The 23,510-nt window shown below is 70.1% G+C and carries 24 protein-coding genes and 1 tRNA gene; 9 read left to right on the top strand and 16 right to left on the bottom strand.

Translation table 11 applies throughout. The features are described 5' to 3' along the window. Positions 1-63 precede the first annotated feature (63 nt). The 5 genes from ASD25_RS03945 to ASD25_RS03925 all read right to left on the bottom strand — a co-directional run bounded on the left by ASD25_RS03945 (position 64) and on the right by ASD25_RS03925 (position 5,575). On the bottom strand, positions 64-441 hold the full coding sequence (locus tag ASD25_RS03945) for a response regulator (protein ID WP_055828726.1): 378 nt from the start codon (positions 439-441) through the stop codon (positions 64-66). A gap of 82 nt (positions 442-523) precedes the next feature. Continuing rightward, a complete protein-coding gene (gene fixJ, locus ASD25_RS03940) occupies positions 524-1,123 on the bottom strand; it encodes a response regulator FixJ (protein ID WP_055828722.1) in 600 nt (199 codons plus the stop codon). Continuing rightward, positions 1,116-2,576 (bottom strand): sensor histidine kinase, encoded by a 1,461-nt coding sequence (locus ASD25_RS03935; protein WP_235561711.1) that lies wholly within the window; start codon positions 2,574-2,576, stop codon positions 1,116-1,118. Before ASD25_RS03935 ends, fixJ begins: the two co-directional genes overlap by 8 nt. A gap of 76 nt (positions 2,577-2,652) precedes the next feature. Continuing rightward, on the bottom strand, positions 2,653-3,291 hold the full coding sequence (locus tag ASD25_RS03930; protein ID WP_055828714.1) for a helix-turn-helix domain-containing protein: 639 nt from the start codon (positions 3,289-3,291) through the stop codon (positions 2,653-2,655). Positions 3,292-3,400: 109 nt separating this feature from the next. Next, entirely contained in the window at positions 3,401-5,575 is a 2,175-nt protein-coding gene (locus ASD25_RS03925) for a copper-translocating P-type ATPase (RefSeq protein WP_156376919.1), read from the bottom strand. Positions 5,576-5,788: 213 nt separating this feature from the next. On the opposite strand from ASD25_RS03925, the gene ASD25_RS03920 reads away from it, so the two are divergent. Further along, complete coding sequence (locus ASD25_RS03920; protein ID WP_162246618.1) at positions 5,789-6,694, top strand: universal stress protein; 906 nt, start codon at positions 5,789-5,791, stop codon at positions 6,692-6,694. A gap of 46 nt (positions 6,695-6,740) precedes the next feature. On the opposite strand, the gene ASD25_RS03915 is transcribed toward ASD25_RS03920, so the two are convergent. The 4 genes from ASD25_RS03915 to ASD25_RS03900 are packed head-to-tail and all read right to left on the bottom strand — an operon-like array spanning position 6,741 to position 11,729. After that, positions 6,741-7,124 (bottom strand): DUF302 domain-containing protein, encoded by a 384-nt coding sequence (locus ASD25_RS03915; protein WP_055828708.1) that lies wholly within the window; start codon positions 7,122-7,124, stop codon positions 6,741-6,743. Beyond that, the gene (locus ASD25_RS03910) at positions 7,121-7,465 is read right to left on the bottom strand and encodes a helix-turn-helix transcriptional regulator (RefSeq protein WP_055828705.1); all 345 of its coding nucleotides are present in this window, start codon (positions 7,463-7,465) and stop codon (positions 7,121-7,123) included. Before ASD25_RS03910 ends, ASD25_RS03915 begins: the two co-directional genes overlap by 4 nt. Next, the gene (locus ASD25_RS03905; RefSeq protein WP_055828702.1) at positions 7,462-10,680 is read right to left on the bottom strand and encodes an efflux RND transporter permease subunit; all 3,219 of its coding nucleotides are present in this window, start codon (positions 10,678-10,680) and stop codon (positions 7,462-7,464) included. The genes ASD25_RS03910 and ASD25_RS03905 overlap by 4 nt, the downstream gene beginning before the upstream one ends. Continuing rightward, complete coding sequence (locus ASD25_RS03900) at positions 10,677-11,729, bottom strand: efflux RND transporter periplasmic adaptor subunit (RefSeq protein ID WP_055828700.1); 1,053 nt, start codon at positions 11,727-11,729, stop codon at positions 10,677-10,679. Before ASD25_RS03900 ends, ASD25_RS03905 begins: the two co-directional genes overlap by 4 nt. Before the next feature lie 167 nt (positions 11,730-11,896). Here ASD25_RS03900 and ASD25_RS03895 point away from each other — a divergent pair, with 167 nt between their 5' ends. After that, a complete protein-coding gene (locus ASD25_RS03895; protein WP_055828696.1) occupies positions 11,897-13,201 on the top strand; it encodes an NAD(P)/FAD-dependent oxidoreductase in 1,305 nt (434 codons plus the stop codon). After that, a complete protein-coding gene (locus ASD25_RS03890; RefSeq protein ID WP_055828693.1) occupies positions 13,198-13,413 on the top strand; it encodes a DUF2892 domain-containing protein in 216 nt (71 codons plus the stop codon). Before ASD25_RS03895 ends, ASD25_RS03890 begins: the two co-directional genes overlap by 4 nt. A gap of 6 nt (positions 13,414-13,419) precedes the next feature. Here ASD25_RS03890 and ASD25_RS31610 read toward each other — a convergent pair whose 3' ends face one another. From ASD25_RS31610 to ASD25_RS03875, 3 genes are all read right to left on the bottom strand, one after another. Beyond that, positions 13,420-13,680 (bottom strand): putative PEP-binding protein, encoded by a 261-nt coding sequence (locus ASD25_RS31610; protein ID WP_255356138.1) that lies wholly within the window; start codon positions 13,678-13,680, stop codon positions 13,420-13,422. Beyond that, entirely contained in the window at positions 13,677-14,333 is a 657-nt protein-coding gene (locus tag ASD25_RS03880) for a phosphoribosyltransferase (protein WP_055828688.1), read from the bottom strand. The genes ASD25_RS31610 and ASD25_RS03880 overlap by 4 nt, the downstream gene beginning before the upstream one ends. A 150-nt stretch (positions 14,334-14,483) precedes the next feature. Then, positions 14,484-14,927, bottom strand: coding sequence for a host attachment protein (locus ASD25_RS03875; RefSeq protein ID WP_156376918.1), 444 nt, complete (start codon positions 14,925-14,927; stop codon positions 14,484-14,486). A 259-nt stretch (positions 14,928-15,186) separates the two neighbouring features. Between ASD25_RS03875 and ASD25_RS03870 the strand changes: the two genes are divergently transcribed. The 3 genes from ASD25_RS03870 (at position 15,187) to ASD25_RS03860 (ending at position 18,968) form a co-directional block, all read left to right on the top strand. Then, on the top strand, positions 15,187-15,774 hold the full coding sequence (locus ASD25_RS03870; RefSeq protein WP_156376917.1) for a hypothetical protein: 588 nt from the start codon (positions 15,187-15,189) through the stop codon (positions 15,772-15,774). 85 nt (positions 15,775-15,859) lie between these two features. Continuing rightward, positions 15,860-16,339, top strand: a complete 480-nt coding sequence (locus ASD25_RS03865; protein ID WP_055828679.1) for an NUDIX domain-containing protein — start codon at positions 15,860-15,862, stop codon at positions 16,337-16,339. 118 nt (positions 16,340-16,457) lie between these two features. After that, positions 16,458-18,968 (top strand): cation-translocating P-type ATPase, encoded by a 2,511-nt coding sequence (locus ASD25_RS03860; RefSeq protein WP_055828675.1) that lies wholly within the window; start codon positions 16,458-16,460, stop codon positions 18,966-18,968. 18 nt (positions 18,969-18,986) lie between these two features. On the opposite strand, the gene ASD25_RS03855 is transcribed toward ASD25_RS03860, so the two are convergent. The 4 genes from ASD25_RS03855 to ASD25_RS03840 form a co-directional block, all read right to left on the bottom strand. Beyond that, positions 18,987-19,071 (bottom strand) — tRNA-Leu (locus ASD25_RS03855). Between the two features lie 51 nt (positions 19,072-19,122). Further along, complete coding sequence (locus tag ASD25_RS03850) at positions 19,123-19,425, bottom strand: hypothetical protein (protein WP_055828672.1); 303 nt, start codon at positions 19,423-19,425, stop codon at positions 19,123-19,125. Between the two features lie 73 nt (positions 19,426-19,498). After that, the gene (locus ASD25_RS03845; RefSeq protein ID WP_055828669.1) at positions 19,499-20,926 is read right to left on the bottom strand and encodes a M20/M25/M40 family metallo-hydrolase; all 1,428 of its coding nucleotides are present in this window, start codon (positions 20,924-20,926) and stop codon (positions 19,499-19,501) included. Between the two features lie 102 nt (positions 20,927-21,028). Further along, entirely contained in the window at positions 21,029-21,271 is a 243-nt protein-coding gene (locus ASD25_RS03840) for a DUF3297 family protein (RefSeq protein WP_055828666.1), read from the bottom strand. A 124-nt stretch (positions 21,272-21,395) separates the two neighbouring features. On the opposite strand from ASD25_RS03840, the gene ASD25_RS03835 reads away from it, so the two are divergent. Genes ASD25_RS03835 through ASD25_RS03825 form a run of 3 tightly spaced genes read left to right on the top strand, consistent with a single transcriptional unit; the run spans position 21,396 to position 23,449 of the window. Continuing rightward, positions 21,396-22,274 (top strand): serine aminopeptidase domain-containing protein, encoded by an 879-nt coding sequence (locus tag ASD25_RS03835; protein WP_055828663.1) that lies wholly within the window; start codon positions 21,396-21,398, stop codon positions 22,272-22,274. Positions 22,275-22,311: 37 nt separating this feature from the next. Further along, positions 22,312-23,163, top strand: a complete 852-nt coding sequence (locus tag ASD25_RS03830; protein ID WP_055828659.1) for an aldo/keto reductase — start codon at positions 22,312-22,314, stop codon at positions 23,161-23,163. Positions 23,164-23,200: 37 nt separating this feature from the next. Further along, the gene (locus ASD25_RS03825) at positions 23,201-23,449 is read left to right on the top strand and encodes a helix-turn-helix domain-containing protein (RefSeq protein ID WP_055828656.1); all 249 of its coding nucleotides are present in this window, start codon (positions 23,201-23,203) and stop codon (positions 23,447-23,449) included. The last annotated feature ends 61 nt before the right edge of the window (positions 23,450-23,510 follow it).

Raw genomic sequence — 23,510 nt, 5'->3', positions numbered from 1 at the left:
TCGACCCAAGGTCCCGGCTCGCGGCCAATTGAACCCGCCGCGGGGCCGGCGCCTTGACCGGGATCAAGCGGCGGCGAGAAGTCTCCCGATCTGCTGGAACAGACTCTCGTCCAGGAGGGGTTTTTCCACGATGGGCGCGCCGGCCGCGGCCGCCTGGGTGCGCAGCACCGCAGAAGGGCTGGTCGTCATCAGCAGCGCGGGGGTGTGGTTTCCGGCCGCCCGGATTTGCCTGAGAAGCTGGATGCCCTGGATGTCCGGCAGGTGCTGGTCGAGAACGAGGCAGGACACGGACCCGTCGAGTTCGGCCAGCGCCTGGGCCGCGGTCGCGCAACCGAGCACTTCATAGCCCCGCGTCCCCGCCATGAAGGCGAGGGCGCGGAGAACCTCTGCGTCGTCATCGGCGATCAGCAGGACCGGACGGGCGGTCGGCGACGGGGCCATGGGAAGACAATCTGTCGCGCTGGATCGGTCCAGCCCATCCAGTCTGGCGCTTCCGCGGAACGAGGTCTTGATTCAGGACAAATTACAGGCCGGCCGCGAGAGCGATCCGCATCAGGTCGGCGACGTTTCGCGCCCCCGTCTTGGACATCAGGTTGGCGCGGTAGATTTCCACGGTGCGCGGGCTGATCTCCAGTTCGTAGGCGATGACCTTGTTGAGCTTGCCTTCGACGACTCCGGCCAGAACGTCGCGTTCCCTGGGCGACAGCTGGGCCAGCCGCCCCTCCGCCGCGAGCCGGGCGGCATCAGGCTCGACATCGTTGTTCAACCGCTCGAAGGCCGCCTTGACGGCGGCGAGCAGGACGTCGTCACCGAACGGCTTTTCGATGAAATCGACGACGCCGGCCTTCATGGCTTCGACGGCCAGGGGAACATCCCCATGGCCCGTCATGACGATGACCGGCAGGTCGACCCCGCGGTCCTTCAACTCCCGGACGAGCTCGAGCCCGGTGAGGCCCGGCATGCGGACGTCCGTCAGCAGGCACCCCTGCTCGACCGGCAAGGCGGCCAGAAAGGCGTCGCCGGACTCGTAGAATCGCGCGTTGACGCCATTGACCTCGAGGAGAAAGGCAAGGGCGTCGCGCAATCCCGCGTCGTCGTCGATGACATGAAGCAGCTCAGCCAATGGCGCTCTCCCCGTCCGCACGCGGCAGTGTGAAGACGAAGACTGCCCCGCCGCCAGGGTTGTCCTCGGCCCATATACGCCCGCCGTGGGCCTCGACAATGGTGCGGCAAATCGACAGCCCGATCCCCATACCCTGAACCTTGGTTGTAACGAACGGTTGAAACAGCCGCTCGCGGACCACGGGGTCCAGACCGGGACCGCTGTCGGCGACACTGACGCGTATGGTGTCCGCGTCCTCCAGCCGGACCGCGATTTCAAGTTTTCGGCGCGGACCGTCCGCCATCGCGTCGATGGCGTTGCGGATCAGGTTCAGCGCGACCTGCTGGACCTGGATCTTGTCGACCACCACCTCGCCGAGGTTCCGGGCCAGGCGGAGATCGACACGGACGTCCTTGTCCTTGACGCCGACCAGCGCGAGGGCGCTCGCTTCCTCCATCAGCCTGGCCGGATCCTCGAGGGACTGTTCGGTCTCGCCCTTGGCGACGAACTCCCGCAGATGTTTGATGATGTCACCGGCGCGCAGGGCCTGGTCTCCCGCACGATCCAGCGCCGCGCGGAGTTTCGGCAAATCGGGCTGTTCGGCCTCGAGCAGGGTAACGGAACCCTTCATATAGCTGGCGATGGCCGAGAGCGGCTGGTTCAGTTCATGAGCCAGGGACGACGCCATCTCGCCCATCGCCGTCAGGCGCGACACATGCATCAGCTCTGACTGGAGCTCCTGAAACCGGCGTTCCTGGTTGCGCCGTTCAGTCAAATCCCGGACGAAACCGGTGAAAAACCGTTCGCTTCCCACCCGGGCCTCGCCGACCGCCAGTTCCATCGGGAAGGTGGAGCCGTCCTTGCGCTGTCCGACGACGATGCGCCCGATGCCGATGATCCGTCGCTTGCCCGTGTCGATGTAGCGCTCGAGGTAATGATCGTGCTCGGATCGATATGGCTCGGGCATGAGGACGCTGACGTTGCGCCCGATCGCCTCCTCGGGCGTCCAGCCGAAGAGGCGGACGGCGGCGGTGCTGAACGACTGCATCTTGCCGGCCGCATCGATCACGACCATCGCCTCGGGCACGGTTTCGAGAATCGATTGCAGGTGGATCTGCCGGGTCGCCGCTTCGCGGCTGTCGCGCCAGAGGCGTTCCCCGACCAGGGCGATGATGGGCCCCAGCGAGGCGAAGGCAACCGCTTCCGTGAGATTGGCGGGGTCGAGCCAGAGACTGTCCCGCAGGATGGTGGCGCTGATGCCCAGGCAGATCACCGTCGCCAGAAGCGCAGGCCCGCCGCCGCCCAGGCCCGCCGCGACGAGGACGACGGGCACGTAAAGAATCAGGGAGGTTCGATCACCAAAGGTGGCGTTCACAGCCAGACGGGCGCCGAGGGCCACGACCGCCCCGACGACCGCGGCGATATACCCGTTGCGCCGGGACATGATTCGCAGGACGGCGGATCGAAACTGCACCAGCCACTCCCGACCGGGCCGCGGGCGATGCGACCATCACCGAACTCTAGCATGGCCGCCCGCGGCCGCCGCAAGATCAGCCGGCCGCGAGTTCCGACAGGCAGCCGGGACGCCGGACGCGGTATTTGCGCGAGCCCGAGAATTCGATCACGCCATCAGCCTGGAGCCGGCCGAGCATGCGGGAGATCGTCTCGATGGTGAGACCGAGATAGTCCGCCATGTCCTGGCGGCTCATGGGCAGGATGACGAACTCGCCCCGGAACCGGTTGGCGATGTCCATCAGGAACCGGGCCACCTTCTCGCAAGCCGTCGCGCGGCCGAGCAGCAGCATGTGGGATTGGGCCCGCTGCAGTTCGCTGGCGGTGGCGGCCCAGATCATGCGTTCGACGCGACCGTTTTCGTAAGCCGCCGATCCGGCCCGCCGGAGCGCCAGAACCTCACAGCCGGTCAGCGCCTCGGCCGAGAAGCGATGGCCTTCGCCGACCTCGACGCCGATCACGTCGCCCTCATAGTAGAAGTCCCCGATCTGCCGGCGGCCGTCCGCCTGCAGATGCGTGGTTCTGACGGAACCGCGGACCACGCGATAGATCAGGTCCGCATCCTCGTCCTGCGCATAGATTTCTTCGCCCTGACCAAAGGTCAGCCGGACGGCGCCGGCCCAATCCTGACCGCCGACAGAACTTTCGGCCGGGACGATGGAGATTAGCTGCGACATGGCTCAACCCCTCAAGTGGATGGTGAAAAGTTAATCCGGCGAAGCTTCGTCCGTTATTCAGGAGCGGTCCCTAGGGGCTGGCCACTAAGTAGCGGTACGGAGGGGGACCTCAGAGCCTGATCCGGCCCAGGCGCAAGGCGTTGCCCACCACACTGACCGACGAGAGCGCCATGGCCAGGGCCGCCAGGGCGGGGGACAGCAGCCAGCCGAAGGCCGGGTACAGCAGACCCGCCGCGATCGGGACGCCCAGCGCGTTGTAGCCGAAGGCGAACACCAGATTCTGGCGGATGTTGCCCATCACCGCCCTCGACAGCCGCCGCGCCCGCATGATGTCCCGCAGATCGCCGCCCAGCAGGGTGACCCCGGCGCTTTCGATCGCGACGTCGGAACCGGCGCCCATGGCGACGCCGACATCGGCGGCGGCGAGCGCGGGCGCGTCGTTCACGCCATCGCCGGCCATGGCCACCACCCGGCCCTCCGCGCGAAGGGCGCTGACGACGGACGCCTTGTCCTGGGGCAGGACTTCGGCCCGGACGTCGTCGATGCCCAGGCGCCTGGCCACGGCTTCGGCGGTGGCGCGATTGTCCCCGGTCATCATGACCAGGCGCAGGCCCGCGGCCTTCAGGTCGCGGATCGCTCCGGGAGTGGTGGCCTTGATCGGATCGGCGATGCCCAGAACGCCCGCGGCCGCGCCGTCGAGGGCCACGAAGATCGCGGTCGCGCCGTCGCTTCGCAGGCCATCGGCCTCGACCTCGAGCGAGGCGACGTCCACGCCGGTCTCGCTGAGATATCGGGCGTTGCCGAGGGCGACGCGTCGCCCGTCGACGACGCCGGTGACGCCGCGCCCGACCGGGCTGTCGAATTCGGTCGGCTGCGAGAGAGTCAGATTGCGCTCGGCGGCGGCGCGCACGATCGCGCCCGCCAAGGGATGTTCGCTGCTCCGCTCCAGGCTGGCCGAAAGGCGAAGCAGCTCCGCCTCGTCAACGCCGGGCGCCGGGCGGATGACGGTCACCGAGGGCCGACCCTCGGTAAGGGTGCCGGTCTTGTCGATCACCAGGGTGTCGACCTTCTCGAAACGCTCCAGCGCCTCGGCGTTCCGGATCAGGACGCCGGCGCGGGCTCCGCGTCCCACCCCGACCATGATGGAGATGGGGGTGGCCAGGCCGAGCGCGCAGGGACAGGCGATGATCAGCACGGAAACCGCGGCCACGAGGGCGTAGGACAGGCGCGGCTCCGGCCCGGCCAGACCCCAGACCACAGCGGCCAGCACCGCGACGCCGACCACGGCCGGCACGAACCAGCCCGAAACCTGGTCGGCCAGGCGCTGGATCGGCGCCCGGCTGCGCTGGGCCTCCGCCACCATCTGGACGATGCGTGCCAGGAGGGTGTCCGCCCCGACCTTGTCGGCCCGCATCACGAAGGAGCCGGTCTTGTTGAGCGACCCGGCCACCACCCGGTCGCCGGCCGTCCTGGTGACCGGCATCGACTCGCCGGTGACGAGCGACTCGTCGATGGCGACCCGGCCCTCAAGGATCTCGCCGTCGACGGGAATCTTCTCCCCCGGACGCACGCGAAGGCGATCCCCCACGACGATCAGGTCCAGCGCCACATCCTCATCCACCCCGTCGTCGCGGAGGCGCCGGGCCGTGCGCGGCGCGAGGTCGAGCAGGGCGCGGATCGCGCCCGAAGTCTGCTCCCGGGCCCGCAACTCCAGGATCTGGCCGACCAGCACGAGGACGGTGATCACCGCCGCCGCCTCGAAATAGACGGGCGCGCTGCCGTCCATGCGCCGGACCGCGGATGGAAACAGCGCCGGGGCCAGAACGGCGACCACGCTGTAGATCCAGGCCGCGCCCACGCCGAGAGAAATCAGGGTGAACATGTTGAGGCTGCGGTTGCGGACGGAGGCCCAGCCGCGCTGGAAGAAGGGCCAGCCGGCCCACAGCGCCACCGGCGTACCCAGGGCGAGCTGGATCCAGTTGGACGTCTGGCCGGGGACCCTCATCGCCAGTCCGGTCACATGCCCGCCCATCTCGAGGGCGAAGACCGGGATCGTCAGCGCCAGACCGATCCAGAATCGCCGCGTGAAATCGATCAGCTCGGGATTGGGCGGCGTCTCGGCCGTGAGCGTCACCGGCTCGAGCGCCATGCCGCAGATGGGGCACGAGCCCGGCCCGCGCTGGCGGATCTGCGGATGCATGGGGCAGGTGTAGATCGCGTCCGGTGAGGCCGGCTCCGGGGGAGAAGCGCGCGAGCCGGTCGGGTCGCAGCAGTCATAGGTCATTGTCTCGCTCCTCATACCCGACCGTCGAACGCACCCTGGCCGCGGGTTCAGCCCTTCCGGGCGCCGGCCGGACCTCCTCGGGATGGAGCAGCGGAGTCCCTCGGAACCGGGAAGACAGGCCCGGACTGTCCTCGTGTCAAGGCGCGCGCGCCTTGCGCTCGATCAATGTCCAGCGCGCACCGGAACGGCAGACTGATGGAAATGGAGGTCGCCATGGACAAGTCCATACGCCGGATCATCGTCTGTCTGGACGGCTCGCTCCATGGGGACCTTCTGGGCCGCCAGGCCGCCGCCCTGGCGCGGCGGCTGGGCGTCGGACTCACCGGACTCCGGGGTCTGCATCGTCCCTTTCCGTCCCCGCCCGAGACCTTCGCGCGCGGCGCCGAAGCGATCCACGAAGTGCTGGAGCATCAGGCGGACCGCGAACAGGCGCTCGTCTCCGCAGCGCGACAGGCCTTCGACGCCCTCGTCCAGCCTTACGGGGTCGAGGCGGAATTCCGCCCCGCGTGGGACGACGATCCGGACGCCGGCGAATTCGCGACCACCGGCGACCTGATCGTCGTCGGCCACCCTCGCCTGCCCGGCTTGTCCGAGGCCCTGTCCGCGGACAGGCTCCTCCTGCGCGCCGCCCGGCCCATCCTCATCATCCCGGCCGCCTGGACCGGAGCTATCGGCGGCCGCGTGCTGATCGGGTGCAACGGCAGCATGGCGGCGCGGCAGGCCGTCGACGACGCCTTGCCGCTGATGGCCGCGGACGCGCTGGCGATCGTCCTCGTGGTCGATCAGGCCGCACGGCCCGACGCCACCGCCGAACTGACAGCCCTCCTGGAGGCCGTCGGCGTGCGCGCCACCGTGAAATCCATGGAATCGGGCGCCGCCGCCGTGGCCGAGACGATCATCGAGGCCGCGGAGGACTTCACCGCCGACCTCGTCGTCGTCGGGGGCTACAGCCGATCCCCCACGGCAGAAAAATGGTTCGGCGGCGTCACGCGATCGCTCCTCGCGACCGCGCCCCGGCCGCTCCTGCTCTCGCACGTCCCCGACGACGTGCGCAGGGCGATCGCGGCGGATCGGGATGCGGGTCCCGCCGTCCACGGCCCGCGCCCGACATTCAGATAACAAAAATCGCCCCGCCGGGGTGCGCCGGCGGGTGGCCCCGTCGACGTCAAATTTCGTCGACGGCCGCCCGCAGATGCTCGCCCACCGTTCGCGCGTGACCCAGCAGTTCGGCATTGTCGATCGCGGCCATCGAGGCGGCGGGGTCGACGGCGAAGACCTCGACGCCGCCTTCCGCCTGCTGCACCACGACGTTGCAGGGCAGCATGACGCCGACATGAGGCTCCATCTTCAGCGCCTCGTGCGCCATGACCGGATTGCAGGCGCCGAGAATGCGGTAGGGGCGGAAGTCCTGCCCGATCTTGGTCTTCAGCGTGGCCTGGACGTCGATCTCGGTGAGGACGCCGAAGCCGTGCTTCTGCAGGGCGGCGCGGGTGCGCTCGACGACGGCTTCGAAGTCGCCCTCGATGGTGCGGGCATGGAAATAGGTCATGGAGTCGGGTCCTTTGGTTTGTCGCGGTAGAGGTCGCAGAGCAGGGCGATGACCCGGGCCGCGGCCGGATCGGCGATGCCGTAGTAGATGGTCTGGGCGTCGCGGCGGGGGGCGATGACGCCGGCGTCGCGCAGGCGGGCGAGGTGCTGGGAGCAGGCCGACTGGGACAGTCCGACGTAGTCGGCCAGATCGCCAACGGGGCAGTCGCCCTCGCTGAGCCGGCACATCAGCATCAGCCGCTGCTCGTTGGCGAACAGGCGCATCAGGCGCGCGGCAGGCGCGGCGCTGGCTTCGAGCCTGGCCAGGGCGTCGGCGTTGGGCGTGGGCAGGGTGTCGGTCATGGCGCCTCTTCGGCGGCCAGGGGGCGGCCGTCGTCCTTCAACGCGATATAGATGGCCGGGATCACCAGCACCGTCAGAATCGTCGAGGAGATCAGGCCGAACAGCAGCGAGATCGCCAGACCCTGGAAGATCGGGTCGAACAGGATCACCGCCGCCCCGATCATGGCCGCCAGGGCGGTGAGCAGGATGGGCTTGAAGCGGATGGCCCCGGCCTCCAGCAGGATCTCGCGCAGGGGTCGTCCCGGGGTTCGGGCGTGGCGGATGAAATCGACCAGCAGGATCGAATTCCGCACGATGATCCCCGCCAGGGCGATGAAGCCGATCATCGAGGTGGCGGTGAAGGGCGCGCCGAACAGCATGTGGCCGATGACGATGCCGATCAGGGTCAGGGGGATGGGCGTCAGGATCACCAGCGGAATGCGGAAATCCTTGAACTGGGCGACGACCAGAACATAGATCCCCAGCAGGGCCACGCCGAAGGCGGCGCCCATGTCGCGGAAGGTGACCCAGGTGATCTCCCACTCGCCGTCCCACAGCACCGTGGGCCGGGTCTCGTCCGTCGGCTGGCCGTTGAGGCGGACCTCGGGACGCGGCAGGCCTTTCCAGTCGTGGTCCTTGATGGCCGCGTCGATGGCCAGGATGCCGTAGATCGGGGCCTCGAACTGGCCGGCCAGTTCGGCGGTGACCATCTCGGCGGCGCGGCCGTCGCGGCGGTAGACCGGCCAGCTCGCCAGCTCGTGACGGGCCTCGACGATCTCGCCCAGTTCGACCAGGCGCCGGCCGCCGTCGAGGGTGGTCACGGCCACGGGCATGACGGCCATCTGTTCGTTCCAGGTCCGGGCCGACTGGGGCAGGCGCACGGCGATCTCGACCGGGGTCCGCTCGTTGTCGCGGGCGGCGTAGCCCAGGATCTGGCCGCCCATGACGGCGGCGATGGAGTCGTGCACCTCGCGTTCGGACAGGCCGAACCGCTCGATCTTCTCGCGGTCGGGAATCAGGCGCAGGACCGGCCGACGTACGCCGTAGCTGTTGTCGACATCGACCACCGAGGACTCGGCGCGGAACAGGGTCTCCAGCTCGGCGGCGACGGCGCGGCGCGTCGCGGGATCGGGGCCGTAGACCTCGGCCAGCAGGGTCGCCAGCACGGGCGGACCCGGCGGGGCCTCGACCACCTTGATCGACGAACCCGTCGGCAGCGGCAGGTCGGCCAGACGGCGGCGCAGGTCGAGCGCGATGGCGTGGCTGCTGCGGCTACGTTCGCCCTTGGGCGCCAGCATGACGGCCAGATCGCCCTGCTCGGCCCCGGCGCGCAGGAAGTAGTGGCGCACCAGGCCGTTGAAATTGAACGGCGCCGCCGTCCCCGCGTAGCTCTCCAGCGATTCCACCTCGGGCAGGAGGCCCGCCACGGCCGCGGCTCCGGCGAGGGTGCGCTCGGTGGCCTCGAGGCTGGTCCCCTCCGGCATGTCCAGCACGACCTGCAGCTCGGACTTGTTGTCGAACGGCAGCAACTTCACCGGCACGGCCCGGAAGCCGAACATCGACATGGCCAGCAGGGTGGCGAGGCCGACGACGATCAGGAAGGTCCAGGCGCTGCGGCGCGAGCGGATGACCGGTGTCGCCACCTTGCGGTAGACGCGGCCCAGCAGGCCCTCGCCGTGCTCGTGGCCGTGGCCGCCGGCCAGGGTCTTGCGGGCCAGGCGGATCATCAGCCAGGGCGCGATGACCACGGCGACGAAGAAGGAGAAGACCATGGCCGCCGAGGCGTTGACCGGAATCGGCGCCATATAGGGGCCCATCAGGCCCGAGACGAACAGCATGGGCAGCAGGGCGGCGACCACGGTCAGGGTGGCGACCACGGTCGGATTGCCAACCTCGGCCACGGCCTCGACGGTGGCCTGGGCGCGGCTGCGGCTGTCGTCCATGGCCCAGTGCCGGGCGATGTTCTCGATCATGACGATGGCGTCGTCGACGAGGATGCCGATCGAGAAGATCAGGGCGAACAGGCTGACGCGGTTGATGGTGTAGCCCATCAGGTTGGAGGCGAAGAGGGTCAGCAGGATGGTGGTCGGGATCACCACCGCCGTGACGCCCGCCTCGCGCCAGCCAATGGCGAAACCGATCAGGATGACGATGGAGATTGTCGCGAGGCCGAGGTGCATGAGCAGCTCATTGGCCTTTTCATTGGCTGTCTCGCCGTAATCGCGGGTGACCACGACCTCGAGGCCGTCCGGAATCAGCGTGCCCTTCAGCGCCTCGACCCGCTGCATCACCCCGTGCGAGACGACCACGGCGTTGGCGCCCTGGCGCTTGGCCACCGCCAGGCTGACGGCGGGCGTGCCCCTCCAGCCGTCGCCGACGCGGGCGTAGTGGGCGGCGCGGGCCTGGTCCTCGCGCGGGGCCTGCACGACGGCGGCCACGTCGCGCAGATAGACGGGCTCGCCCGCCATCGAACGGACGGTCAGCAGGGAGGCGTCGTCCGGGGTGGCCAGCCGCTCGCCCGAGCGCAGGGCGACGGCCTGGCCCTGGTCGCGGAAGGCGCCGGCGGGGAAGCTGCGGTTGGCCTGGGAGACCGTCTCGAGCACCGAGGACAGGGCCACGCCGCGCGCGGCCATGCGGGCCGGATCGGGCTCGACCCTGATCTCGGACGGTCGTCCGCCGACGATGAAGGTCAGGCCGACGTCCTCGACCTTCCCGATCTCGGTGCGGAGGCGGGCGGCGACGTCGTACAGGGCCTGGTCGCTCCAGCGCCCGGCCGCGTCGGCGCGCGGCGTCAGGGTCAGGACCACGGCGGGCACGTCGTTGATGCCCCGGGTGACGATCTGCGGCTCGGACACGCCGACGGGGATGGAGCCGTAGCTGGCGCGCACCTTCTCGTGGACGCGAACCGCCGCGTCGTCGGGATCCGAGCCGACCACGAAGCGGGCGGTGACCATCACCTGGTCGTCCTGCACCTGGGTGTAGACGTGTTCGACGCCGTCGATGCTGCGGACGATGGCTTCCAGCGGCTTGGCCGCCAGTTCGGTGGCGTCGGAGGCGCTCAGCCCCGGGGCCGCGACCATGATGTCGACCATCGGCACGCTGATCTGCGGCTCCTCCTCGCGAGGGATCGACAGCACGGCCATCAGGCCGACGGCGATCGCCGCCAGCAGCATCAGGGGAGTCAGCGGCGAATTGAGCGTGGCGCGGGTCAGGCGTCCGGAAAGGCCGAGGTTCATCGGGCGCGCTCCGGTGCGGGCGCGCTTGCAGGGGCGAGGACGATGTCGCCGGCCCTCAGGCCCGACAGCACCTCCACCCGATCGCCCGGGACGCGCCCCCCCAGCTGAACGGGCGCCTCGCTGACGCGGCCGGCGCGGTCGACGGTGCGGACGAAGTCGATGCCGAAGCGGGTGGCGACGAAGCGAAGCGGCAGGACGAGGGCGCGGCGCTGGCCGACCGGCACCTGGACGATGACCCGCTGTCCGACCCGGTCGCTTGCGAGGCCGTCGACGGCGATGTCGGCCGTGGTCCGCCCGGCCGTCGAGGCTGGATAGACCTGGGCGATCGCGCCGCTTGTCACGCCGGGCAAGTCCTCGCCAGACAGGGCGACGGTCTGGCCGACCCGCAGGTTGCGGCCCTGGGCCTCGGGCAGCTCCAGCCTGAGGACCAGCGGGCCGGCGGTGATGGTGGCGACGGATTGTCCGGCGTTGACCACCGAGCCGGCGGGCACGTCGGCGGCGAGCACCCGACCGGACGTCGGGGCGAGAATCCGGCCTTGGGCGCCGGTCTCGGCGCTGGCCGAGCGCACGGCGCGCGCCGCCCGGACCTGGGCGTTGGCGGCCTGGGAGGCTGCGAGGGCCTGGTCGAGCCGCGCCTGGGCGTAGATGCCCCGATCGAACAGGGTCTGGATTCGCGACAGGTCGGCCCGGGCGCGCGCGGCCTCGGCCTCGGCCGCCGCGACCTGTGCGCCGAACGCCGCCGTCTCGAGGCCGACCCGGTTGTCGGTGACCACGCCGATGACCTGGCCCTGGCGCACGGTATCGCCCTCGCGCACGTTCAGCTGCGTGAGCGTGCCCGGAATGCGGGCTCGCGCCTCGCCGAGGTCGCGGGAAGCGACAATGGCCGAAGCCGGCTTGACCGCGTCTATCAGGGCCTCGGTCACGGCGAGGCGTTCGCCTCGTACCGGCGCGGCCGCCACGACCTCGGGCTCCCCGCCGCAGGCCGACAGGCCGCCGGCCAGAAGGGCGGCGGTGGCGAGGGCGGCGAACAGGGCCGTGGGCTTCGTCATCGGATGTCCTTATGTAAGTTTGCGCTAATATTAGGCAGTGCTAATATGAATGCAAGCCCGAGAACTGTCCTCCCGGCGCCGATCCCTGGCCTTGACTACGATCAAGGCGCGACGGTCCGGGCGGCGCAGGATCAGGCATCGGAATCGTCCCGGGAAGGAAACCGCGCATGAACCGGCCCACCATCGTCATCCTCGGCGCAGGCCTCGGCGGCGCCATCGCCGCCTATGACATCCGCCACGCGCTCGGCGACCGGGCGCGGATCGTCATGGTGTCGAAGGGCGACACCTTCCACTTCACCCCCTCCAACCCCTGGGTGGCGGTGCACTGGCGCAAGCGCGAGGCCATCGAGGTCAGCCTGACGGAGGTGATGAAGCGCAAGGGCGTCGAATTCATCAATGTCGGCGCCAGCCGCATCCGGCCCGCCGAAAAGGGCGTCGATCTCGCCGACGGCCGGGCCCTGCATTACGATTATCTGGTCATCGCCACCGGTCCCGACCTGGCCTTCGACGAGATTCCGGGCCTCGGGCCTGACGGCCATACGGTCTCGATCTGCCATGTCGACCACGCCGTGCACGCGGCCGAGGCCTTCGACGCGTTCGTGCAGAACCCCGGTCCGATCGTCGTCGGGGCGGTCCAGGGCGCGTCCTGCTTCGGGCCTGCCTATGAGTTCGCCATGATCCTCGACACCGAACTGCGCCGGCGCAAGCTGCGCGACCGCGTGCCGATGACCTTCGTGACCTCCGAGCCCTACATCGGCCACCTCGGCCTTGACGGAGTGGGCGACACCAAGGGGCTGCTGGAAAGCGAGATGCGTCAGCGGCACATCAAATGGATCACCAATGCCAAGGTGAAGAGCGTCGACGCCGGCCTGATGCATGTCGAGGAGGTCGGTGAGGACGGAGCCGTAAAGGCGAGCCACGACCTGCCGTTCGCCTACTCCATGATGCTGCCGGCCTTCCGGGGCGTGGAGGCGGTGCGCGGGGTCGAGGGGCTGACCAATCCCCGCGGCTTCATCCTCGTCGACAAGCACCAGCGCAATCCGACCTGGCCCGACATCTTCGCCCTCGGCGTCTGCATCGCGATCCCGCCGACCGGCCCGACGCCGGTGCCCGTGGGCGTGCCCAAGACCGGCTTCATGATCGAGAGCATGGTCACGGCCATCTCGGCCAATCTGAAGCAGATCCTCGACGGCGAGGCCCCGACCAACGAGGCCAGCTGGAACGCCATCTGTCTGGCCGATTTCGGCGACGGCGGCGTGGCCTTCATGGCCCAGCCGCAGATTCCGCCGCGCAACATCAACTGGTCGGCCAGCGGCCGCTGGGTGCACACGGCCAAGGTCGCCTTCGAAGGCTATTTCCTCCACAAGGTCCGCAAGGGCCAGGCCGAGCCCCTCTATGAGAAGCTGGCCCTCGACCTGATCGGCGCACACAAGCTGCGCCGCCCCGCCCCCGTTCAGGAAAACAGGCCATGAGTCTCGACCGCGCCGTCATGATGTTCGCCGGATTCATGGTCCTGCTCAGCCTGGCCTTAACCCATTGGGTTCACCCGGCCTGGGTGTGGCTGACGGTGTTCGTGGGCGTGAACCTGATGCAGGCCTCGGTCACCGGCTTCTGTCCGGCCGGAATGCTGCTCGGGCGGCTGGGAGTCGGCCGGCCGCGGAGTCCCGACGTCACCCCGCTCTGAGCCCGGTCACGAGGCCTTGGCGGCCTCGGCGCGGGCCACGGCCGCGACGGTTTTTGGAAAGCGTCCCGGATTGACGCTGATCGAGTCGATCCCCGCTTCAGCCAGCAGGCCCGCCGCTTCGGGATAGGACGCCGGCGCCTCGCCGCAGATTCCGACAGGCCGGCCATTGCGTTTGGCGCCGGCGACGGCCTGCCGAAGCATCTCCAGCACGCCCGGATCGCACTCGTCGAAATCGAAGGCGACCTCGACCGAGTCCCGCCGGTTCAGGCGCGGGAGGCGTCGAGGCAGGCGATCACCTCGGCGTCCTCCACCTGGTGGAAATCCCCATAGGCCTGGCCGACGGACCGGAAGGGCTCCGGCTCCGAAAGGCAGACGATCTCGTCCACCTCATGCCGCAGGACCGCCACGAGAGCCGGAGGCGCCACCGGGACCGCCAGCAGGATGCGGCGGACGCCCTGGGCCCGCAGTCCCGCGATCGCGGCGCGCGCCGTGGCCCCGGTGGCCAGCCCGTCGTCGACGAGCACGGCGACACGTCCGTCGGGATCAAGGCGTTCGTGATCCCTGAAGTACAGCCGCCGGCGCCGCTCGATTTCCTCCAGCCCCGCGACCCGCTCACGCTCCAGATAGTCCGCCGAGGCCCCGGAAACCCTCACGACGTCCTCGTTGACGATGGTGCGGGGATGACGCCCGTCGATCACGGCCGCCAGCGCCACCTCCGGGTTCCCGGGCGCGCCGATCTTGCGCACGAGCGCCAGGTCGAGCGGAGCGCCCAGGGCGCGCGCCACCTCGAGCGCCACGAGGGTCCCGCCCCTCGGGATGGCGTAGACGATCACGTCGCCATGGACACGGTCCGCCAGAACCTCGCCGAGACGACGGCCCGCTTCGGCGCGATCGGAAAATTCAGCAAGCCTGGCGGGCACGGGTCACCTCCTTAGCTGCGGCGCGAGGCGGTCGCGGCGCGCGTCAGGGTCATGGCCGCCTTTCCTGACCGGGGTTCGGCTCTCCGCCCAGGACCAACCATGACCCGCCAGACCGAGGCGGCCTTGATCAGGATCAAGCTGTCCGCCGCGCTAGGCGCCCAGGCGGAGCTCGCGCAGGCGGGTCCGGAGCGACGCCGGGGTCTCGGACACACGGTCATGGGCCTCGGTTTCGGCCACCGTGACGCGGGCGTGCGCCATCGCCTGCCGCAGCTGGCCGAGCGCGCGGGGCGCGGCGATCAGGATCAGGTCCTGATAGCCGCCCCGTCGCATGATCTCCGCCGCCCGGACGCCCACAAGGCCGACGAAGTCAGCCTCGCGTCGGTCCTGGGGCGTCGGCCCGTCGCCCGTGTGGGAGGCCGGACCGAGACGGTCGTGGGCGCCGCCTCGGGAGCCCGAAGCCTCCGGCCGATGAGGCGACAGATCGCCAAGCAAGGTGGTGACGTCGGTCAATGGTCCACCCCGGCGGTGTTCTTCGAACAACCGGGCCTGCCGTCCGTCGGCGACCACGATCAGGCTTGGACCCGCGAGTTCCATGCCGGCCTCCTTCAACCGCCCTTCACCGGGATCGCGACCTTTCGGGCCGCGGCGCCAGTATCGACCGGCGACGTCCCGGTCAGGCCCCCGGTGCGGGTCGGGAACGAAGCGGTGCGGAAGGTCATGGGGTTGCTCTGTGATGCTGCGCGCCTCAACGACGCTCCGCCAGAAATGCAGTGGACGGCGACCCGCGCCTTGATCGACATCAAGGCGGGAATCGCCACGGAGAGGGATGGAGAACGGTCCTCAGGAGGCGATGATGACGACAGACGCTCTGCCGCAATGGTCCGACGGGATGCTGCGCCACCTCGACCTCCGGCCCCGCCTGGTCTTCCTGGCGGCGCTGGTCTTCATTCTGGTCGGCGCCGTCGTGTTCGGGGCGCCGCTCCCGGCCGGCGTCATTCTGGGCGGGACATCAGGCTGGCTACTCTGGTTCGGGGGCGTGACCCTCCTGGCCGTCTGGCTGATCCTGCTGCTGGGCGGGCGACCGCTGAGGGGCGTCCTGATCGCGGGCGTGGTCGCCGCGGCCTCGGGGGCCTTCCTGTTCTACAATCCGCGCACCGGAGCGTTGGCCGTCGCCATTCTGGTGATCTCGACCCTGGTGATGGACGGCGGCGTCCAGCTGGCGCTCGCCCTGAAGCTTCGCCCCGCCGGCGCCTGGCGGTGGCTGTTCGCTTCCGCCCTGGCCTCCGTGATCGCCGCGATCGCACTTTCCGGCGGTGCCTTCGTTGGCGCGACGCCGGGCTGGGGGCCTCTGGTCGGGACCGCCCTGATCAGCAGCGGCCTGGCGCTTCTGCTTTTCGGGCGGGCGGCCGCTCGCCGGATCGCGGCGCACCACGCGGATTGAGCGCGCCTTCCGTCCGGGACGCTGGTTCCGGATCGCGGATCATACCCATAATCCGGTCACCACGCCTCGCAGGACGGAGCCGGCCATGCCCATCGACAGCGCGGGTCTTCTCATCCATCGGCCCGGGCCAGCGGGACCGGAGGTTCTGCTGGTGCATCCCGGCGGTCCCTGGTGGCGCGGCCGGGACGCCGCCGCCTGGTCGATCCCGAAGGGACTGCCCCATGCCGGAGAGACGCTCCCTGAGGCGGCGCTGCGCGAGTTCCGGGAGGAAACCGGACTGGAGCCCCCGCCCCCGCACGCCGCGCTGACCCCCGTACGCACCGGCGGAGGCAAGATCGTCCACTGCTGGCTGGCCGAGGGCGACCTCGACCTGCAAGGTTTTCGCAGCGGGTCGTTCGAGCTCGAGTGGCCTCCCCGGTCCGGGCGGCTCGTCGCCGTGCCGGAGGTCGACGCCGCGCGCTACTTTGGCGAGCCGGAGGCCCTGACGCGGATTCACCTGGGCCAGCGGGCCGTACTGCGGGAAGCCTTCGAGCGGCTGGGCGCGACACCTCCGACCCTGCCGTGAGAGGCGTCGAATTCGGTCCCCGGAGGGGCCGACTTGATCCGCGTCAAGGTCCCGCGGGCGGATACGCCCAAGCTGGGAGGATCACGCCCGCGCCTGGCCGGGCGCCAGTGGAATCGCCATGCCCCCGGAACCGTCCTTCCATGGACTCCACGCGGAAGAGGCGGCCCGGCGGCTGGCTGCGGAAGGGCCCAATCTGCTGTCGGCGGACCGGACCCGGCCCGTGGCGGCGATCGCCCTCTCGGCTCTGCGCGAGCCGATGTTCGTACTGCTCGCCGCCGCCTCGGGGCTCTATCTGGCGCTCGGCGATCGGACGGAGGGGCTGCTGCTGGCGGCGGCCGGCCTCGCCACCATTGCCCTGGTCGTGGCCCAGGAGGTCCGGAGCGAGGCCGCGCTCAGGGCGCTTCGCAGCCTCGCGGATCCCGTGGTCCGGGTGGTCCGCGCGGGCCGGACCCTGGCGATCCCGGCGCGGGAGGTGGTGCGCGGGGATATCGTGCTTCTGGCCGAAGGCCAGCGGGCCCCGGCCGACGGCGTGCTGATCGGACCGGAGGTCCTGCAGATCGACGAATCGGCGCTGACGGGCGAATCCGTCCCGGTCGTCCGCAGCGGCGCCGGCGGATCGTCGGACGGCGCCCTGTCAGACCGGGTCTTCGCCGGAACCCTCGTCGTCGCCGGGCAGGGCGTGCTTCGCGTCACAGCGACCGGCCCGCGCACCGCCCTGGGCGAGATCGGCGCCTCGCTGTCGACGATCGACAGGGACCGCACGCCCCTGCAGAAATCGACGGGCCGCATCGTCGTCTGGATCGGCGTCCTGGCGCTCGTCTTCGCCGTCGCCGTGGCCATGACCTACGGCCTGCTGCGGGGCCTTTGGATCGAAGGCGCCCTGGCCGGCATCACCATCGCCATCGCCCTGATCCCGGAAGAATTCCCGGTGGTCCTGTCGGTTTTTCTCTCCCTCGGCGCCTGGCGCCTGGCGCAGCATCGGGTGCTGGTGCGGCGCGCCGCCGCCATCGAAGCGCTGGGCGGGGCCACCCTGCTTTGCGTCGACAAGACCGGCACCCTGACCGAAAACCGCATGGCCGTGGTCGTTCTCTGGTCGCCGGAAGCCGAGGGGCCGCCCGAAGACGACGACCTGGCGCCGTCCCTGAGGGCGGTGCTGGACATGGCGGTTCTGGCCAGCAGTCCGCAACCGACCGATCCCATGGACATGGCCCTGACGGCGCTGGGGCCGCCGGCGACGGATCGGCCGGAACAGGTCTGGCCGCTGGCGCCGCATCGGCTGGCGGTGGTCCAGACCTGGCGTGAGGCCGGGCGGCTGCGCACCGCGGCCAAGGGCTCGCCGGAAGCGGTCTTCGCCCTCTGCCGGATGACGCCCCTCGAGACCGCATCGGCGCGGTCCGCGCTTGAGCGGCTGGCCTCCGACGGGCTGAGGGTCCTGGCCGTCGCCGAGGCGGTCCATGACGCCCCGGTCGCGGCCCCGGAGGCGCTCGTCTTCGCCTTCAGGGGTCTTGTCGGATTCCTCGACCCCGTCGCCCCGGACGTGCCGGCCGCGCTCCAGGACGCCCGGACGGCCGGCATCGGCGTGGCCATGATCACCGGAGACTATCCCGCGACGGCGTTGAAGATCGCCACCGACGCCGGGATCGACGTGTCAGGCGGCCTGATGACCGGCGCCGGGATCGCAGGGCTTGGCGACGCCGCCCTGGCGGAGCGGCTGCGCACCGTCCGGGTGTTCGCGCGGGTGCAACCCGGCCAGAAGCTGGCGCTTGTCCGCGCCTTCCAGGCCAACGGCTCGGTCGTGGCCATGACGGGCGACGGGGTCAACGACGCCCCGGCGCTGGAAGCCGCGGATATCGGCGTGGCCATGGGCGCGCGCGGCACCGACGTCGCCCGGGAGGCGGCGGACCTCGTTCTGCTCGACGACCGGTTCGGGTCCATCCTCGGCGCGGTGCGGCTGGGCCGCCGCATCTTCACCAACCTGCGCCGCGCTCTGGTCTACATAACCGCCATCCACGTGCCGATCGCCGGCCTGGCCCTGCTGCCGATCCTGCTTGGCGCGCCGCCCCTCCTGTTCCCGGTCCATGTGGTCCTGCTGGAGCTGGTGATCGACCCGGTCTGCTCCCTCGTCTTCGAGGCCGAGCCGAGCGAGCCGGACGCCATGCGACGGCCGCCGCGGGCCCGGACCGCGGGGCTCTTCGGGGTGCGCGAGATCCTCACCGGGCTGGCGCAGGGCGTTGTCATCCTCGCGGCGGTTCTCGCCCTCTACTTGGGCCTCCTGCCCGCCGCGGGCGAACCCGTCGCCCGGGCCGCGGCCTATGTCGCGCTCGCCGTCGGCAACCTGGCCCTGGCCATGGCGATCGGCGCTTCGGCGGGCGTGGGCCTGTTCGGTCCGCATCGCCGGCTCTTCTGGGGCATCTGCGCGGGCCTGGGCGCGATTCTGCTCGTCAGCCTCTACGCGCCGCCGGTCGCCGAGGTCTTCCGCTTCGGCGCGCCCTCCCTGCCGGTCCTGGCGCTGGCGCTGGGAACCGGTCTGCTGGCCGGCGGCTGGCGTGGCGTCGTCCGCGCGCTGCGGGCTTCGCGGTGGCTGGGGCGGGTCAAAACCGGTCGGGCGTCATCCGCGATCCAGACTTGATCGGGATCAGGGGCCGCGTGGTGCGAGCGGCGGGGATCGAACCCGCATGACCGAAGTCGAGGGATTTTAAGTCCCTTGCGTCTACCAGTTTCGCCACGCTCGCGGGCCGGAGCGTGATCTAGCAGCGCCCGCCGGCTTCGGCCATGCGCGCGGATCAGTAGCCGACGGTGGCCGAGGTGGTCATCAGGGCGCCGAGGCCGACCACCCAGAGGATGCAGATCATCAGGCCGATGCCCGAGGTCACCACGCCGCCCATCGCCATGTTCCGGCCCGTCGGCTTGCCGAGGGCGACCAGGCCGAGAACCAGCCCGACCGGGGCCAGGATCCACGAGATCAGGCCGATGACCGGGATCAGCCCGAACACGATCGACAATATGCCCAGCACCAGCGAGGCGACGCCCAGCCCGTTGCTCTGCGGCTGCAGCGGATACAGCCCGCCCTTGTCGTCGTCGCTCATGGTTCCCCCATCGGTTAGAGCCGGATTCGACCTAACGTCGCATGCGACCCGCCCCGGTCAAGCCGGAAACCGTTCAGTGCGCCGCGGCCGCCGCCGGCCGCATCGCCCGGAAGTCCACCTCCGAATCCGCGATCAGCCAGACCAGCGCGGCCCAGGCGGCGACGTTCTGGCTCATCTGCTTCGGATCGATCTTGTCGATCGTATCGTCGGCCGTGTGGTGCAGGTCGAAATAGCGGGTCCCGTCCTGGTTCAGGCCGAACACCGGCACGCCGGCCCCGGCCAGGGGCCCGATGTCGGCCCCGCCGTGCAGTTCGGGCTCGGCCGACGACAGGACGCCGAGCGGATACAGCACCCGGGCCGCCGCCCTGGCGAAGTCGCTGTTCTGCGCGCCGGGCGGCAGGCCGAGCGCATAGACCCGGTCGGCGCCGAAATCGCTCTCGCCGGCGATGATGTGTTTCTCCACCGCCGTCCCGATGCCGCGCAGATAGGCGCCGCCGCCGTTCCCGGTGTCGGTCGGCTGGGCCACCTCTTCCGAGCCGTAAAGGACCACGCGGACCGTGCGGGCCGGACGGCGGCCGCTGTCGCGGATGGCTCTGGCGGCCGCCAGGGTGATGGCCCCGCCGGCGCCGTCGTCGATGGCGCCCGTGCCGAGGTCCCAGCTGTCCATGTGCGAGCCCAGCACGATGATCTCCTCGGGCCGCGACCGCCCCGGGATGTCGCCGATGACGTTCTGGGACACGGTCTCATAGGTGTGCGCGGTCGAGGACAGGCGAACCCGCACCGTCTCGCCCATCCCGATCAGGCGCGAGACCTGGTCGGCGTCCGGCGCGCTGAGCGCGAAGCCCGGCAGCGGAACGCGGCCCTCGACATAGCGGGTCGTGCCCGTATGGGGCATGCGGTGCTCGTCCGAGCCCGCCGAACGCATGATGAAGGCGACCGCGCCCTTGGCGGCGGCGGCGGCCGGTCCCGCGCCCCGGACGCGGCTCAGCGGGCCGTAGCCCGCCCCGTTCTGCATCCGCACCATCTGGCCGGCGTCGACGAAGGCGATCTTGCCCGCCAGCGATCCGGCCGGGGCGGCGTTCAGGGCCTCGAGGCTGTCGAAGCGCACGACCTCGGCCTCGATCACCCCGTTGGTGCCGGGCGAATGGCCCAGGGCGGCTATGGCCAGACGTTGGGGATGGTCGCCCACGATGGAGGCGCTCTCCTCGCCGCGCTCCCAGCCGACCAGCGGGAACTGTTCGATGCGGACGTTCTGGAAGCCCTGCGCCCGCATGTAGCCGGCGGCCCAGGCGGAGGCGTCCTGTTCAGCCTTCGATCCCGCCGGCCGCGGTCCGAAGCGGGTGGTCAGCTGGGTGACGTAGTCGAGCGCGATGTTCTGGTTCAGCGCGGCGTCACGGACCGCTTCAGCCCGCTGGATGGTGGCGGCGTCCTGCGCGAAGGCCGGAGCGGCGAGCGTCAACGCGAACGCGCTGGCGGCGAGAAGGCGGGCGGACAGACGCATGACGGCTCCGGGACTCAGACGGGGGAGCCGGAACCTGGACCGTGCGAGGACAACGGACAAGCTGGACGGGCCAGAGTTTTCACCCTGCTGCCATAACCGGGCTTACTCGCCCTTGATGTACGGCTCGACCGGCCCCTGCAGCTTGACCGTCAGAGCCTTGCCGCGACGGTCGACGCGGTTGCCGACGGCCAGACGGACCCAGCCTTCCGAGACGCAGTATTCCTCGACATTGGTCTTGTCCTCGCCCTTGAAGCGGACGCCGATCCCCTTCTGCAGCAGTTCGCCGTCGTGGAAGGGGCTGTCGGGATCGACGGACAGGCGGTCGGGAAGGGCGGCGTCGGTCATGAGATCGCTCGGAAGGCGGAACAGTGGCGACGGCCTTTAGCCGACCGCGCGGGCCCTGTCCAAGACCCTTGACCTGACGCCGCGTCAATCGGCTAGGTTCGTTGCGAATAGCTACGGACCCCGAATGAGCGACCTCGTCATCCGCGACTTCATCGCCCCGGCCGCCGACGGCTATCCGCTGTCCATGCGTCTGGTCTCGGCGTCCGACCCGACCGTCGCCGTCATGGTCAGTTCGGGGACGGGCTTTCCCAAGGGATTCTACGACCGGTTCGCCCGCCGGCTGGCCGGGCGCGGCGCGGCGGTCCTGACCTATGACTTCCGCGGCATCGCCGGATCGCGACCCGACGATCTGGCCGGCATGGAAATGGACTATCCGGACTGGGGCCGCCTCGACATGCCCGCCGCACTCGACGCCCTGCTCAAGGCCGCGCCCGGCCTGACGGTCGTCCATGTCGGCCACAGCGTCGGCGGCCATTTCCTCGGCTTCATGCCCAACCAGCACCGTATCGCGCGCCACGCCTTCGTCTCGGTCGGCAGCGGCTTCTGGGGCCGCCACCATCGGGCCTACAACCCGCTGGAACTGACGTTCTGGCTGCTGTACGGCCCGTGGAGCCTGATGCGGCATGGCTATATCAAGGGCGGCGGCCTGTGGGCCGGGACCGATCTGCCGCGCGGCGTCTACACCACCTGGCGGCGCTGGTGCCTGAAGGAGCCCTATTTCCGCGACGAGCTGAAGGACCGGCTGCAGCCGCATCATTTCGACGCCGTGACCGCCCCGATCCGCTCGTGGATCTTCACCGACGACCCGATCGCGACCCCGGTCACCTCGCCTATCCTGCTCGACGTCTATCCCAACGCGCCGCGCGAGGTCGCCGTCCGCGCCCCGTCCGACTACGGGGCGGCGCGCATCGGCCACGAGGGGGCCTTCCGGAAGGGCATGGAGACTTTGTGGGACGAGATGTTCGACTGGCTGGTTGAACCGGACGCCCCGGCGCCTAGTTAGACGGCTCCCCCGCCCGCTTCCGGGCCCGGAGCCTTCCATGACCGACCAGCCCGTGATCACCGTCGACGGCCACGCCATTCCCCTGCTCGGCTTCGGAACCTGGAACCTGACGCCCGAGGACGCCCGGCGCATGGTCGCCGAGGCCCTCCGTATCGGTTATCGCCACCTCGACACGGCCTGGATCTACCATAATGAGGCGGCGGTCGGAGACGGCATCCGCGACGCCATCGAGGCCGGCCACATCGCCCGCGACGACATCTGGCTGACCACCAAGATCTGGGTGCAGCATTTCGACCGTGAGGGCCTGCTGAGGCAGGCCCGCGAATCCGCCGCCAGCCTCGGCTTCACGCCCGACCTACTGCTGCTGCACTGGCCGAAGACCGAGCCGTCATTCGCCGAAACCCTCGGAGCCCTGAACGAGGCGCAGGAGCAGGGCCTGACCCGGACCATCGGCCTGTCCAACTTCCCCTCGGCCGAGTTCCGCGAGGCGCAGACGCTGTCGAAGGCCAAACTGGTCACCAACCAGGTCGAATACCACCCTTACCTCAAGCTCTCGAAGCTCAAGGCCGCGGCGAAGGAACTGGGCTCCTCCATCACCGCCTGGTCGCCCCTGGCCCAGGGCAAGATCGCCGACGACCCCACCCTGATCGAGATCGGAAAGGCTCACGGCAAGTCGCCCGGTCAGGTGACCCTGCGCTGGCTGATCCAGCAGAACGTCATCGCCATTCCGCGCACCTCCAAGGTCAGCCGGGCCGAGGAGAGCTTCGACATCTTCGACTTCCAGCTCTCGTCCGAGGAGATGGACCGCATCCACGCCCTCGCGCGCCCCGACGGCCGTCTCGGCGACTGGATTGATCCCGCGTTCAAATGGGATGAAGAATGGGCCTGAAGCGCCGCGCAGAGTCGGCGCGCCAAGGGAGCGAACCATGGGCTCGGTGCTTGGGTTTCCCGGCGTCGATCCGCTTGATGCAGCGGTCGGCGCGAGGCTGAAACGGTGGCGCGAAGACCGGGGCCTGTCCATCGAGGACGTCGCGGCCCTGATCCACATGCCCGTAGAGAACGCCCGCCGCGCCGAGGCCGGCCGCGCACATCTGACCACCGCCCAGATCGGCGCCGCGACCAGCGCCCTGCACCTGCCGCTATGGGCGCTGGTGTCGGACACGCGGGCCTACTGAAAAGGCCGCACCCGCCATGGCGTGACACGACGCCCGCGCCCGCCTAATCCATGACGCTCGG

The sequence above is a fragment of the Brevundimonas sp. Root1423 genome (assembly GCF_001426805.1).
This window is presented reverse-complemented; position numbering and strand designations above follow the sequence as displayed.

Coding starts and splice junctions, on each gene's coding strand:
- ASD25_RS03945 (WP_055828726.1), bottom strand. CDS start 441: ATGGCCCCGTCGCCGACCGCCCGTCCGGTCCTGCTGATCGCCGATGAC.
- ASD25_RS03930 (WP_055828714.1), bottom strand. CDS start 3,291: ATGTCGCAGCTAATCTCCATCGTCCCGGCCGAAAGTTCTGTCGGCGGT.
- ASD25_RS03925 (WP_156376919.1), bottom strand. CDS start 5,575: ATGACCTATGACTGCTGCGACCCGACCGGCTCGCGCGCTTCTCCCCCG.
- ASD25_RS03920 (WP_162246618.1), top strand. CDS start 5,789: ATGGACAAGTCCATACGCCGGATCATCGTCTGTCTGGACGGCTCGCTC.
- ASD25_RS03915 (WP_055828708.1), bottom strand. CDS start 7,124: ATGACCTATTTCCATGCCCGCACCATCGAGGGCGACTTCGAAGCCGTC.
- ASD25_RS03910 (WP_055828705.1), bottom strand. CDS start 7,465: ATGACCGACACCCTGCCCACGCCCAACGCCGACGCCCTGGCCAGGCTC.
- ASD25_RS03905 (WP_055828702.1), bottom strand. CDS start 10,680: ATGAACCTCGGCCTTTCCGGACGCCTGACCCGCGCCACGCTCAATTCG.
- ASD25_RS03900 (WP_055828700.1), bottom strand. CDS start 11,729: ATGACGAAGCCCACGGCCCTGTTCGCCGCCCTCGCCACCGCCGCCCTT.
- ASD25_RS03895 (WP_055828696.1), top strand. CDS start 11,897: ATGAACCGGCCCACCATCGTCATCCTCGGCGCAGGCCTCGGCGGCGCC.
- ASD25_RS03890 (WP_055828693.1), top strand. CDS start 13,198: ATGAGTCTCGACCGCGCCGTCATGATGTTCGCCGGATTCATGGTCCTG.
- ASD25_RS03875 (WP_156376918.1), bottom strand. CDS start 14,927: ATGGAACTCGCGGGTCCAAGCCTGATCGTGGTCGCCGACGGACGGCAG.
- ASD25_RS03870 (WP_156376917.1), top strand. CDS start 15,187: ATGACGACAGACGCTCTGCCGCAATGGTCCGACGGGATGCTGCGCCAC.
- ASD25_RS03865 (WP_055828679.1), top strand. CDS start 15,860: ATGCCCATCGACAGCGCGGGTCTTCTCATCCATCGGCCCGGGCCAGCG.
- ASD25_RS03860 (WP_055828675.1), top strand. CDS start 16,458: ATGCCCCCGGAACCGTCCTTCCATGGACTCCACGCGGAAGAGGCGGCC.
- ASD25_RS03850 (WP_055828672.1), bottom strand. CDS start 19,425: ATGAGCGACGACGACAAGGGCGGGCTGTATCCGCTGCAGCCGCAGAGC.
- ASD25_RS03845 (WP_055828669.1), bottom strand. CDS start 20,926: ATGCGTCTGTCCGCCCGCCTTCTCGCCGCCAGCGCGTTCGCGTTGACG.
- ASD25_RS03840 (WP_055828666.1), bottom strand. CDS start 21,271: ATGACCGACGCCGCCCTTCCCGACCGCCTGTCCGTCGATCCCGACAGC.
- ASD25_RS03835 (WP_055828663.1), top strand. CDS start 21,396: ATGAGCGACCTCGTCATCCGCGACTTCATCGCCCCGGCCGCCGACGGC.
- ASD25_RS03830 (WP_055828659.1), top strand. CDS start 22,312: ATGACCGACCAGCCCGTGATCACCGTCGACGGCCACGCCATTCCCCTG.
- ASD25_RS03825 (WP_055828656.1), top strand. CDS start 23,201: ATGGGCTCGGTGCTTGGGTTTCCCGGCGTCGATCCGCTTGATGCAGCG.